Source organism: Pseudoalteromonas sp. PAR1 (assembly GCF_947311895.1).
Lineage (GTDB): Bacteria > Pseudomonadota > Gammaproteobacteria > Enterobacterales > Alteromonadaceae > Pseudoalteromonas > Pseudoalteromonas lipolytica_C.
Map to the genome: position 1 here is coordinate 80,618 of NZ_CAMZMY010000017.1, position 12,752 is coordinate 93,369.

General features: G+C 39.8%; 9 protein-coding genes. 5 read left to right on the forward strand and 4 right to left on the reverse strand.

All coding sequences use genetic code 11. The features are described from left to right. Window positions 1–114: 114 nt before the first annotated feature. Both QL229_RS14580 and QL229_RS14585 read left to right on the forward strand, forming a co-directional pair. A complete protein-coding gene (locus tag QL229_RS14580) occupies window positions 115–774 on the forward strand; it encodes a TrkA family potassium uptake protein (RefSeq protein ID WP_054553462.1) in 660 nt (219 codons plus the stop codon). After that, window positions 771–2,138: a TrkH family potassium uptake protein gene (locus QL229_RS14585; protein WP_138558189.1), complete on the forward strand. Its 1,368-nt coding sequence runs from the start codon at window positions 771–773 to the stop codon at window positions 2,136–2,138. The genes QL229_RS14580 and QL229_RS14585 overlap by 4 nt, the downstream gene beginning before the upstream one ends. 56 nt (window positions 2,139–2,194) lie before the next feature. Here the strand turns inward: QL229_RS14585 and QL229_RS14590 are convergent, their stop codons facing one another. The 3 genes from QL229_RS14590 to QL229_RS14600 form a co-directional block, all read right to left on the reverse strand. Further along, complete coding sequence (locus tag QL229_RS14590) at window positions 2,195–3,040, reverse strand: DUF3037 domain-containing protein (RefSeq protein ID WP_138558190.1); 846 nt, start codon at window positions 3,038–3,040, stop codon at window positions 2,195–2,197. Beyond that, on the reverse strand, window positions 3,037–3,747 hold the full coding sequence (locus QL229_RS14595) for a HipA family kinase (protein ID WP_062564731.1): 711 nt from the start codon (window positions 3,745–3,747) through the stop codon (window positions 3,037–3,039). The genes QL229_RS14590 and QL229_RS14595 overlap by 4 nt, the downstream gene beginning before the upstream one ends. Window positions 3,748–3,866: 119 nt before the next feature. Continuing rightward, window positions 3,867–5,801: a RecQ family ATP-dependent DNA helicase gene (locus QL229_RS14600; RefSeq protein ID WP_138558191.1), complete on the reverse strand. Its 1,935-nt coding sequence runs from the start codon at window positions 5,799–5,801 to the stop codon at window positions 3,867–3,869. A 259-nt stretch (window positions 5,802–6,060) separates the two neighbouring features. Here QL229_RS14600 and QL229_RS14605 point away from each other — a divergent pair, with 259 nt between their 5' ends. From QL229_RS14605 to QL229_RS14615, 3 genes are all read left to right on the forward strand, one after another. Further along, window positions 6,061–7,365, forward strand: coding sequence for an NAD(P)/FAD-dependent oxidoreductase (locus QL229_RS14605; protein ID WP_281547105.1), 1,305 nt, complete (start codon window positions 6,061–6,063; stop codon window positions 7,363–7,365). Window positions 7,366–7,490: 125 nt separating this feature from the next. Beyond that, a complete protein-coding gene (locus QL229_RS14610; RefSeq protein ID WP_281547106.1) occupies window positions 7,491–9,614 on the forward strand; it encodes a hypothetical protein in 2,124 nt (707 codons plus the stop codon). An 88-nt stretch (window positions 9,615–9,702) separates the two neighbouring features. Further along, window positions 9,703–10,275: a manganese efflux pump MntP family protein gene (locus QL229_RS14615; protein ID WP_135926747.1), complete on the forward strand. Its 573-nt coding sequence runs from the start codon at window positions 9,703–9,705 to the stop codon at window positions 10,273–10,275. Here the strand turns inward: QL229_RS14615 and QL229_RS14620 are convergent. Further along, entirely contained in the window at window positions 10,272–12,743 is a 2,472-nt protein-coding gene (locus QL229_RS14620) for an EAL domain-containing protein (protein ID WP_281547107.1), read from the reverse strand. The two genes, QL229_RS14615 and QL229_RS14620, sit on opposite strands and share 4 nt — an antisense overlap. Window positions 12,744–12,752 lie beyond the last annotated feature (9 nt).

The following is a 12,752-nucleotide window of genomic DNA, read 5'->3' on the forward strand; positions in this document are numbered from 1 at the left end:
TTATAAAGTTTTTTTATCTCAGCATAAAATCTTTATAAAGCTTTCAACCTCTCTAAAGACTTCTGTTTTTTTGCTATTAGCATTTAGCGCGTACCCACAATAGCGAGAAAGACAATGGCTCAGTTTGCAGTAATCGGATTAGGACGTTTTGGCGTAACCGCCTGTTTAGAACTTTCAAAACAAGGTCATACAGTGTGTGCCGCCGATATTAGCGAAAGCACCGTTAATCACTATGCCGACCAACTCAGTTTTACTGTGGTGGTTGATGCCAGTGATGAAACACAATTAGCACGACTCGATTTACCCAGTTGCCAAGCCGTATTGGTGGCCATTGGCGAGAATATTGAAGCCAGTATTTTATGTGTATTGCATTTAAAAAACTTAGGCGTAAAGCAAATTTGGGTAAAAGCCTGTACCAAAAGCCACCATCAAATACTAAGTAAACTCGGCGTTGACCGTATTATTCACCCTGAAGAGGAAATGGGCGTAAGGGTTGCACAAGCGCTTAACTACCCAATGGTTAATCAATATTTCCCGCTTAACCAATCCACGTTTATTGTTGAACTAGGCATTGATCTACAGCTTTCAGGTCGCAAAATTGGCTGGCTACTCAAAGAGCGTAATAGCGATATTAAACCACTCACACTAAGACGTGATGATTACTTCAATACTGAGCTGACTAACGACACCGAGCTGCGCCACGGCGATAGTTTGGTGCTACTGGGCTCTAAAACTTACTTAACTAAATTAGCAAAACGGTTTCGTGCATTATGATTAACTGGCAAGCCAACGTTTACCCTAAACAATTTAGCGGTGTAAAGTGCCGTAAGCGGCAAAAAATAAACCCACCATTAGTGCTCACTATCGGCTTTATTGTGTTAATTACGCTTGGCACGGGCTTGATTATGCTACCAATGGCAAGCACCCAACCGATCAGCTGGCTCGATGCATTATTTACGGCAACCTCTGCGGTTACAGTAACAGGGCTAGTGGTCATCGACACCGGTACTGATCTGACTGTATTTGGTCAAAGCGTAGTAATGCTGCTGATTCAAATAGGTGGTATTGGCTTTATGACCGTGGCGGTGATTTCAATATTAAGTTTAGGAAAAACTCTAGGCTTACAGCAACGCTTACTCGCCAGCCGCGCTTTTGACACTAACGATTTAACCTCGGTGATCAAGGTTGCTAAGTATGTTTTAGTGTATTCATTAGTGATTGAGTCGGTGGCATTTTGCTTACTCTTTATTAGTTGGTTCGATGACTACGGCGCACTAAAAAGCGCCTATCACAGTCTGTTTTATACGATTTCGGCGTTCAATAATGCGGGTTTTGCGTTAAGTGGCGATAGCTTATCGGCATTCAAAGGCGATATAACCGTAAACCTGGTGATCACCACTTTGTTTATCATCGGTGGCTTAGGGTTTACGGTGCTGATTGATATCTACAAACAAAAGCGCTGGTCATTACTGTCAACCAATACCCGTCTGGTGTTAATTGCTACCTTAGTGCTCAACTGCATCGCATTTATATTGATTTTTTTCTTTGAACACGCCAATCCCGCAACATTAGCGCCGCTATCAACGTCTGAGCAGATATTAACGGCTTGGTTTCAAGCGGTGACACCTCGTACCGCAGGGTTTAATACCCTACCGATTGATGGTTTGAGTCAAGATTCAACGCTTTTGACTATGCTGCTGATGGTGATTGGCGGTGGTTCAGTCAGCACCGCGAGCGGCATAAAACTAGGCACCTTTGTGATCCTAATTTTAGCGATGCGCAGCTATTTAAAACAGCAAACCACGGTCACCGTGTTTAACCGTCAGCTGAGCGACAAGTTAGTGATAAAAGCATTAAGCGTCATGATACTGTACTTATTTATCGCTTTTACCAGCATTATGATCATCACCAAGCTTGAACAAGGGTCGTTACTTGATATTACCTTTGAGGCAATTTCGGCACTCAGTACCGTAGGCCTTTCACGGGGTATTACTGGGGATTTAAGTGCGCCTAGTCAGCTCATCATCATATTGCTGATGTTGATAGGTCGAGTTGGGCCACTAACATTTGCTTATTGTTTTGCTCGCCAGCACAGCCAACCTTTGACTTACCCTACTACCAGTATTCAAATTGGCTAAAAATCTGTAAAAAAGGCAACCAAGAAAAGGTTGCCTTTGGACTTTATTTGGAATTTCTAAGTAGAAATTAACTTAAATTCTTCATCTTCAAAACTAGTAGCAAAACTGTAGATACTTTTCCTATCTTCAAAGAGAGTGAATTTTGTATTAAGCATTTCCATTTCATTAGTAACTTCATCGTATGCTTTTAAAAACTCTGTTTTTTGGCTTTTGGGCTTCTCAAGCGTAAATAGCATGTTTTGTGCTTCAATAGCTCCAGCCTGAATTAATCGCCTAACGCGATTTATCCATTGTTCACCGTGTTCTATTAATGCTAATGGTTTTGTTTGATTAAAAGACAATGGCTTTATTGCTTTAGTAATTTGACTTCCTTTTGTTACAAAAGGAATATCAATTTGAACACCCAAGCCAGCAGGCAATTTCTGCTGAGTATAATGCACGCCCCTGATATTATCTTTTAAATCTTGTCTTAGAGCCTTAACCATTTGCTGTTCGCGGTACTCTTTAGTCACAAAGTTTCTGGCTATATACTTGTTATATAGCTGTTCAAGTGCGATTTGAGGAGCTTCATGCAGTACAGCTCTTGTCTCACTAAAACTAACAATCCCTTCCCTGAACCGAGTAACTTCTTCAAGCAACTTAACTTGTTGTTCGCCATAAAACCTAGAGCCTAAGCTTTTCACTCTTGTTAATTCTTTTTCAAAAGTAACTAAAGCACTTTTATAAAGCTCACCGTTTAAATCGTCAAAAAATTCTGTAACTCGACCAAAGCTTTTAGGTGCTAATTTGTAGTCAACAAAACCTGTTTTTGGAGAGAATAATAATATTCCAACATTGGCAAATTCTTGTGTTTCACTGAAAGGCATAAAACGTATGATTGAGTATTTGCATAAATTTTTCATCTTATATCCTCCCAAAATTTTGCCAATTTAAATTGTTTTAATACTACGATTATTTCACTCTCAATGCTATCTAAATCATAATATTCAAGCCATTCTTCAGGTAAAGAGTTTATGACAGCATCAATATTTTTTAATGAAGCCTCCATCTTATCTTCGTACTCAACCCGGCTCCAAAGTGGTAACTGCGGATCATTCCAAGCTGACCTGCCTAAGTGTAATTCTTTATGCTTCTCTAAAGAAAAATTAGGTTCAAAAGACAAATTATGATCGAGTACATAAACTTCTTTTTTTAAGGGCTCATAGAACAGATTTGGATTACCTCCAAGGCTTGTTAGATTCCTATCATCATTTTTTATCCAATAATCAAAAATATAGAGATCTCTTAAAAGTTCATTTGATAAAAATTCCAACTCAGCAAATGTAACATCTTGAATATTAGGTATGAATCTAGAACCAAAACACATACCAGGACCAAGATCATCATATCCATATTCAACAAGTGCATCATCAACATATATGAGATCATAATCAGGGTTAGGTAAACCAAAACTTCTACATAAATGCGCAGCAATCCACTCTTTAACCAACCCTTTAGCTGTAGCACGAGCACCTTTTACAATGTATTGCTCATCATTTTCAGTCCTACACAAAAATGGTGTCGTCTGGCCTTGTTTAAATTGTCTGACAATTTCCGTAACAGCTAACATTTATATCCTTAAAAACTCAAAGCCTTATATAGAAAGTATAATTTTATTTCGCGAATAAACTTTATACACGTTTTTGTATATTTCAAACTATAAATATTTATTAAACATTAATCTATCCGCTACAACTGCTGTAGCAAGCTTTTAATGTCACTGTAGCGTTGCTGTTCGCAAAGGCCAAAACCTGATAGTTGCCTGACTTTATTACGAGTAAATAAAGGCACGCTCATGCCCGCTAAAAAGCGGCACTGTGTATCGATGCTCACATCACTAATCCCTTTTGCGGCTAAGTGCTGTTTAAGCTCAGCAACTTTACTGGCAATCACATTTTGCTCAGGCATTTGATGCACTAATGAATAGCTAAGCTTTACTTGCTGGCCTCTACACACTGAACAATGGCCACATTGCTGGGGTGCATGTTGATCATCAAAATAGCGAGCTAAGTTATAACTTAAGCAGCTATCAAGTTCAAAAAAGCGAACTAAAGTGGCGATACGTTTAATTTCAGCCTGTTCTTTTTCGATAAAATATTGGTGCAGTTGCTGTGCTAAATCAGCGTGGCTTATTACCGTGTTATTCACCTCATACACTTGCGTGATGCGTTTGGTCTCAAGGGCAATATGACCTTTTTCGGCCAAATAATCGAGCGCTGCAACCACGCGCTTTCTATCAACTTGAGTGGCACGGGTTAACGCATCAAAATTAAGTGTGCCCCAAATTTTCTTAAACTCAGTATGTTTGAATACCTGTTGTAAAAATGCTTGTCGGTCAGCATCAAACTGGCTAAGTAGCTCGTTTTGCTCCGTTAAAAACTTATATTTAAAATCGGCGTAATAGGCATATAAAGGTGTAATAGCCCCTTGCATTTCTAACTGCACCAGTAAGGTTTTTAACGCTAAAGCACGAATATTACTTTCGCTCGATAAGCTGTACTCTTGCATTTCCCACTGGTTGTTCGTTTGCTCGTTACGAATGTTATTGATGACATAGTCAATCCCACTTTGCTCGGGAGTGTCGGCATAAACGAAGTTTTCAACGGTATTTAAGCCATCAAGGTTTGCTAGGGTAAAACAGTTTGATGGCGCACCATCTCGCCCTGCGCGGCCAATCTCTTGGCTATAGTTTTCAATCGATTTTGGCAAATCATAGTGGATCACAAAACGAATATCAGACTTATCAACGCCCATCCCAAAAGCAATGGTTGCCACAACGATATTGATTTTACCCGCCATAAAATCATCTTGAATTTGCCAGCGTTTATCATCCTCAAGGCCTGCATGATAAGCCACCGCATTAAAGCCGGCTCTTGCCAAGCCTTCTGCTACTTGCTCAGCGGTATGTTGTAAGGTGACATAAACAATCCCAGCCCCTTGTTGGCTGGCTATGATACTTGCTAATTGCTGAGGTTTTTCTTGGCTTGCAACACTAAGCACTGATAAGTCGAGGTTGCTGCGGTAAAAGCCCGTCTGTACTACACATTCTGGGGCAATAGCAAAACGCTCGCACATATCGCGCTTTACTTTTTTAGTGGCGGTGGCGGTAAGTAGCAATACCAATGGAATATTAAGCTCTTCACGATAGCGCGGCAGTTTTAAGTAGTCAGGCCTAAAATTGTGACCCCATTCAGATATACAGTGCGCTTCATCAACCACCAGCATCGAAATAGGCACTTGTTTAATAAATTCACGAAAGCGCTCATTCTTAAAGCGCTCAACTGAGACCATTAAAATTTTCACCTTCCCTGATCGCACATCACTCATTACCGTATGGCTTTGCTCACTGGTTTGGCTTGAATCAAGGCTTGCCGCGTAAATACCTTTGCTATTTAAAAAGCTGATTTGATCTTTCATCAGCGCCAATAATGGCGATACCACTAAGGTCAAGTTGGGTAAGTGCAATGCACTTAATTGATAACACAAAGATTTACCTGAGCCAGTTGGAAAAATTGCCAACGACGATTGCTGATTTAATAACTGCTCAATGGTTTGTTGCTGACCTTGGCGAAATTCATTAAAGCCAAAGTATTGATTCAACGAAGTGTGTAGTGGTGTAGTCATCCTGATCCCTCACTGTCATTCCCTTTTTCAGGTAATGATAGGTCTCTTACTGCGAATTAGCCATACTAACGTGTTTGGCTCTATCTCCCAAGGTCATTCATATAACTAAGTTAACTACATTGTTCTTAATGGGTACTGACAAAACCATCAAAAAGGCGCACAATGGGTGGGTTGCCATGGGGTATTGATGGATGGATTTGCAATACCTAAGCGCTTTTTCGCAAGAGTGTTTAGGTATTATACTTTTGAGGGCAACGTAATGATTAACCAACCTCCTAAAATCGTGATAGTCGGTGGTGGCGCTGGTGGCTTAGAACTGGCAACACAATTAGGACACAAACTCGGGAAAAAACGCCAAGCAGAGATACTTTTAATCGATAAAAACCGCAGCCATATTTGGAAGCCGTTACTTCATGAAGTAGCGACGGGGTCGATTGATGCCGATTTAGACGGCGTTGTATACTCAGCTCATGCAGCAAAACATCATTATAATTTTCAACTCGGTAGCTTTTGCCACTTAGATCAAACCAACAAAACCATTACTTTAAGCGAGTTAAAAGACGAGCTCGGCCACCGTATTTTACCTGAGCGTCAAGTGAGTTATGACTACCTAGTACTTGCTATAGGCAGTGTCAGTAACGACTTTAATACCCCAGGCGTTAACAAGCATTGTTTCTACCTTGATTCAAACCAACAAGCTGAACGCTTTCAGCATGCCCTACTCGATAACTTCACCCGTTTACATCAAGATGATGATCCGCAGCATTCTTTAACCATTGCTATAGTCGGCGGTGGTGCAACCGGGGTTGAGCTGTCGGCAGAGCTTTATCATGTGTCAGACATGCTAAAAATGTATGGCCTTAATAAAATGACTGCTAAACGCTTACACATTGATTTAATTGAAGCAGGGCCGCGAATTTTACCCGCTTTACCCGAGCGCATTGCAAATTCGGCTAAACGTGAGCTGGTTAAGTTAGGAGTAACAGTACGCGAAGGCACGCAAGTAAAAGAGGCCACAGAAAACAGCTTTATCACCAAAAACGATGAACATATTAAAGCCGATATTATGGTTTGGGCTGCAGGCGTAAAAGCCCCTGATTTCATTAAAGACATTGGTATTTTTGAACTCACCCGCAATAATCAAATTAAGGTGAATCAATACCTGCAAAGTAGTGTTAACGACGACATTTTTGTAATTGGCGATTGCTGCGCATTTACCCAAGAAGATGGCACACAAGTGCCCCCAAGAGCGCAATCGGCCCATCAAATGGCACAATGTGTTGAAAAAAACCTAATAGCCACACTCAAAAATCAGCCACTCAGTGCCTTTACCTACAGTGATCATGGCTCTTTAGTTAATTTGTCACGCTACAGCACGGTAGGTAGTTTAATGGGCAACCTAACCAGTAATAGCTTTTTTATAGAGGGTAAAATAGCGCGATTTATGTATATTTCGCTCTATCGTATGCATCAACGTGCCATTCATGGCAGCACAAAAACCTTTGCATTGTGGATCAGCGAAAAAGTACTGCGCGTTGTTAGGCCAAAAATGAAACTGCATTAGGCTACAGTGCAAAACATAGCCGACAAATCAGTTGTTTGTCGGCTATTTATGCTCTTCGTCCCTAAGTCATTGACAGCACAATATAAAGCCATACAATTTCTGCAAGTTAAGTCCATGGATTGAATATGAAAAAAGGTATTTCACTCACAGTATTTATAGGCCTTTGTGCAGTAGGAACCTACCTGTACTTTGATAAACAGACCCAAAGCGAGACAGTTACTGCTGAATTGCCCATACACACTAATAATGTTGCTAGCCTGAGCTCTGTAACTGAAGATGTAAATAAACAAAACACCAGCAAAGCATCAGCTCTAAAAAAGTTACGACTTGCAAAGCTTGAGTGTGAGCAACAAAGTATAAAAGCCACACAAGCGGCCACTGATCATAGCCAAATTGATGCTGCTCTTAAGCAAGCACTCAAAGACGGTTTACCCCTCTCAGAAATTTTAAGTTATTCAGAGCTAACCAAAATATCTTATCGCTCATTTGAGTCCTTACTGATAAACGCAATTAAAAGTAATGCCGAAGAGCAGTTTCAGTATGCAGACTCAATAAGTATATTAAAAAACTGGCAAGGACTTGAGATTGTTGATTATTTTGATGCCGACACTGTTAAAAAATTAACATCTAATGCTGAGTCTCTGAACATTAATACCCATTCAATCATGTTCGACGTACCACTCCCAGAGCAAGTAAATAAAACAGCGCTATACAAATTATTAGATAACACTGATAACTTTAATACGTATTTAAAATCACCTTTTCAGCTAGGTCCATCGGCACTTATTTCGCCGTCAATCTTATTTATTCTAAATGCGCATAGTTTAACTGAGACAGAATTTGAAAATGCCATATCGACAAAAGACTTTACGATAAATGACATAGCCATTGCCATAAAAAGCAACTTACCCAATACGTATATAGCAGCATTAATAGCGCAAACGGCACAGTTAAGCGGTGTACCAACAGCCATGAGTGATAATTTTATTCATGAGCAGCTCTATTTAAATCTGGCTGATGTTGCAGTCAGTGAGTTCAATGTGCCGATATTAGAGCTTTTGAATGAGCGCGGTATTGAGCCAACCAATCTGCCCGATGTATTCACGGCGATGGATATCGCTCTTGTTAACTTAAAAGGTAGCTCAAACAACCAAGTACAACCTATTGAAAACAAACACCGAGAGACATTAAAGTACCTTAAGGATAAAGGCTACAAAGCCCATGGCGAGCATGTGAGAGGCACATCAGAAGATCGCTTGTTGATGTTTAAGTCATCATTTTTACCAAACAGCTTATTGTTCGTAGGTGAGCAATTTGCCGCAAAAGCATTTGATGAATTAAGCGATATTCCCCTGATTGCAAACAAAGCAGCCTTCAAGCATCAAAGCAAAGATGATTCAGCTATTTCAGACGCGCTGCGTGCCTACGAAAAGCAAAAGCAACAATTTAAACCCGCTGATGAAGCGTGCCAACAGGTAGAACAAGATTTAAGTAATTTAGAAGCGATTAAAACCCGCTCACAAGCAATGGATGAAATAAAACAACTCGAAGCACGCCAAGGCCCATTGACCGCTGACATGTTGCAAGAGATTGACCCCATGCTTGTTCATTACTGGCATCTCATGCATTTTCGTGATTTAAGGCAACAAACCCCTTATCAACCAGATGCCTTTAAAGAAGCAATTAACAATAACGACTTTAATGCTCTCGCAACTATTACGCAGGGTGCCAAACTCAGCACGCACCAAACGAATTTATTGCTTGCAAAAACCTTAGAAAATATCGAACAAATGAACGCTATTTGGCAAAGCAGAGCTAATCCAACTTCACCAAGCGCCCTTTACTTACTGAAGAATCTTCCACTATCAGATTGGCAATCATTAGCCGAAAGTGGTTTTGATTTTTCGTTAACAGATACATTTGACATGGATATGTATTTTTATGCGACTGATCACTCAAATAAAGCAATTGAGTTTTTAATCAAATTGGGAGTACCCCACGACTTTTCAAAACCAGGACTAGATATTCTCGATCAAGCACTTGAGCAAAGTTATAACACGCAAACTCTTGTTGACTATATGCCAAATGCACTCAAACTCGTTAACCATTTCGAGCAAAATCATTTTAGCCGGGTACAACGACTCAAAGAACTCGCTCCAAGCGTCTATGAAGCGCTTATTCAACTTGAGCCAAAACTCACACCTGCTGAAGGTACACTCATGAATAACTATCAATATAGCGCTTTATAAGTTCAATACAGAGCCCTAAAAACAAAAATTAACCTATCTGTTTAAAGTTCTAGTGCGTATAATACGCACTTTTTGTGGGGCGCAAAAATTGAACATTGTTACTCTGAGTGTATTATCTCTTGCTATGTCTACCGATGCATTTGCCGCATCAATCACTAAAGGCAGTACACTAAAAAGCCCACGCGTTTTAAGTGCGATTAAATTGGGTTTGATCTTCGGCTGTATTGAGGCCATTGCCCCTGTTATCGGCTGGCTAATTGGCAGTGCAGGTGCTGAATATGTTGAAGCCTATGATCACTGGATTGCTTTTGTGCTATTGGTAGGCCTAGGTGTTCATATGTTGCTTGAAAGCCGTAAAGAAGATGACGATGAAGACGATACATTAACAGCAACAAATAAACGCTCGTTAATGGCCACCTTACTAACTGCTGTTGGTACTAGTATTGATGCTATGACAGTGGGTATCAGCCTCGCATTCATGAAAGTAAACATTTACTTAGCAGCCGCCATGATTGGCCTTGCAACAACGATAATGGTCACTATTGGTTCATTACTTGGCAATGTCATCAGTGGCTGGGTTGGTAAAAAAGCTGAAGCGATTGGTGGTATAGCTCTAGTGTTAATTGGCTGCGGTATTTTGTACAGTCATACTATGGCTTAATCTAACAACGCATCAAACGCTTCTTTGGGCATTGGTTTATAAAAATAATACCCTTGCCCAAGCTCGCAGCCTAATTCTATTAAACTCTCTAAATGTGCTTTTTCTTCGATTCCTTCCGCTACAATCTGTAAATTTAGAGTATGCGCTAAGCTTGTAATGGTTCTAACAATATCCATACTTTGCGTATCAGTGAGCATATCGCGAATAAATGACTGATCGATTTTTAACACATCCACCGGAAACAGTTTTAAGTATGACAAACTAGAATAACCTGTACCAAAGTCATCAATAGCAATCGCTAACCCCAACGAAGCTAGGTTATTCAACATACTTTTGATTTCTTCGAAATCATGCATCAGTGCGCTTTCTGTTACCTCTAACTCTAACAACTCACTTGGAAGCCCTGTCTCTTGGAGTGTTTGAGCAACAGTATTGCAAAAGTTTTTGTCAGTAAATTGTTTCGCGGCAATATTTACCGCTACTTTTATTTTATAGCCTTTATCAGCCCAATCTTTGGCTGCAGCACAACTTTGTTTTAAAACCGATAACCCTAACGCATGAATTAAGCCCGTTTCTTCGGCAAGCGGAATAAAATCCAGTGGCGAGACAAGGTTATTATTCTCATCCCGTAAACGTACTAAAGCCTCTACGCCTACAATTTCCTCACTGGCGAGAGCCAGCTTGGGTTGGTAATAAACATCTATCTCTTCGTGTTCAATTGCATTTCTTAATAGCTTTTCAATGCTTTGACGCTGCTTAAATTGATGTTCTAAGTCGTCAGAGTAATAACAAAACCGGTTTCGCCCTTGTTCTTTTGCTCTGTACATAGCAGCGTCTGCATGAGTCATAAGCTCTTCTGCGGTAGATGAGTCGTTTGGATTCATACTCACACCAACACTCACAGACAAGTTATAATCTTGGCCATCAATGCGAAAAGGCATTGCCATCGTATTTATAATTTCTAGAGCAATACTATCTACGTTACTTGTCGATTTTACATCGGGGATCAGCACCACAAACTCATCGCCACCAATACGTGCGAGTGTAGTATTTAAATCAAGCAATGACTCTAGCCGATTGGCAACATGCTTTATAATCAAATCGCCTTTATGATGCCCTAATGTGTCATTTAAATATTTAAAGTGGTCGATATCTATCAACATCAAAGCCACACTTTTTTTCATGCTTGAGGCAACTTTACACGCATGAACCACCCTATCATGTAGCAAAACTCGGTTAGGCAAATCTGTCAATAAATCATGATTTGCCAAGTGGGTCATTTTTACTGCCATTGCTACCGACTCACTGACATCATGAAAAACGATGATGCCACCAATAATGTTGTTTTCAATATCACGAATAGGAGCAGCAGAATCTTCAACGCGATGAACACGGCCATCAAAACCAACCAATTGGCTATTAAGGGCCATTGCAACAATACGATGCTCTTTTAAAGCAACTAAAATAGGATTCACTAAGCGTGTATTTGATGATGCATCAACCAGGTTCATAACTTCTTCAATATGCCTGCCTTTTGCGTCATCGGCATGCCATCCCGTCAAACGCTCTGCAATGGGGTTCATAAAGTTAATTATTGCGTTGTTGTCCGTAGCAATCACTGCATCACCAATCGAATTGAGCATAACTCGTAGACGTTCTGATTCATTCGATAGCTGTTTTTTTGTATTGGTAATAGAGGTGATGTCCGAAAGAGTAAGAATGACACCAGTAACCTCTTGCTCTATTACTTTTAAATTTATTTGCGCTCTAACATATTCAATCCTATTACGAGGACTGGGCAACTGTATATTTAAAACTTCTTGCTCTATGCCTTCAGTTATACAACGATGAAAAGCCTCATACAGCTTTTCAGGTAATACATCTTTAGCGAAACAACCAAGCATTTGCTCACTGCTTTTTGCAAACCAATGGGCGGTTTCATCATTACTAAATAAATTTTCCTCTGTTTTTGACCAGTAAGATATATAAACAGGAACTTGCTCAACCAATGTTGAAATATCATTTTTTGCTGCAAGAATTTGTCTTTCTTGATGTTTGATTTTTAATTGATTTTGTACTCTTAAACGACAAATAGTTAAATCGACAGGTTTAATGATTAAATCGATACCACCGCTTGCAAAACTCTGGTATTCAAATTTTTGTCCATTGTGTGAAGTTACAAATATGACACTAATTGATTGGGTGATAGGGTTGTTTTTAAGCTGTCTACAAACCTCAAAGCCATCCATATCTGGCATTTCAATATCAAGTAAAATAACATCTGGTTGAAATAATACCGCTTTTTTAAGCGCCTCAGCGCCATTATCGACACATTCAATCTCACCAAGGTCGTTTAAAGCTTCTAACATAATCATTAAGCTTGTTGGCTCGTCATCAACAACCATAATTTTACTGGGTTTGTTCTCTTGATGAGTAAAAAGCACTTCCGTCGCCTCTTTTAAAATCATTAAGAAAAC

Bases quoted from the DNA above. Each gene is read 5' to 3' on its own strand.
- QL229_RS14580 (WP_054553462.1), top strand. From the start codon at position 115: ATGGCTCAGTTTGCAGTAATCGGATTAGGACGTTTTGGCGTAACCGCC.
- QL229_RS14585 (WP_138558189.1), top strand. From the start codon at position 771: ATGATTAACTGGCAAGCCAACGTTTACCCTAAACAATTTAGCGGTGTA.
- QL229_RS14590 (WP_138558190.1), bottom strand. From the start codon at position 3,040: ATGAAAAATTTATGCAAATACTCAATCATACGTTTTATGCCTTTCAGT.
- QL229_RS14595 (WP_062564731.1), bottom strand. From the start codon at position 3,747: ATGTTAGCTGTTACGGAAATTGTCAGACAATTTAAACAAGGCCAGACG.
- QL229_RS14600 (WP_138558191.1), bottom strand. From the start codon at position 5,801: ATGACTACACCACTACACACTTCGTTGAATCAATACTTTGGCTTTAAT.
- QL229_RS14605 (WP_281547105.1), top strand. From the start codon at position 6,061: ATGATTAACCAACCTCCTAAAATCGTGATAGTCGGTGGTGGCGCTGGT.
- QL229_RS14610 (WP_281547106.1), top strand. From the start codon at position 7,491: ATGAAAAAAGGTATTTCACTCACAGTATTTATAGGCCTTTGTGCAGTA.
- QL229_RS14620 (WP_281547107.1), bottom strand. From the start codon at position 12,743: ATGATTTTAAAAGAGGCGACGGAAGTGCTTTTTACTCATCAAGAGAAC.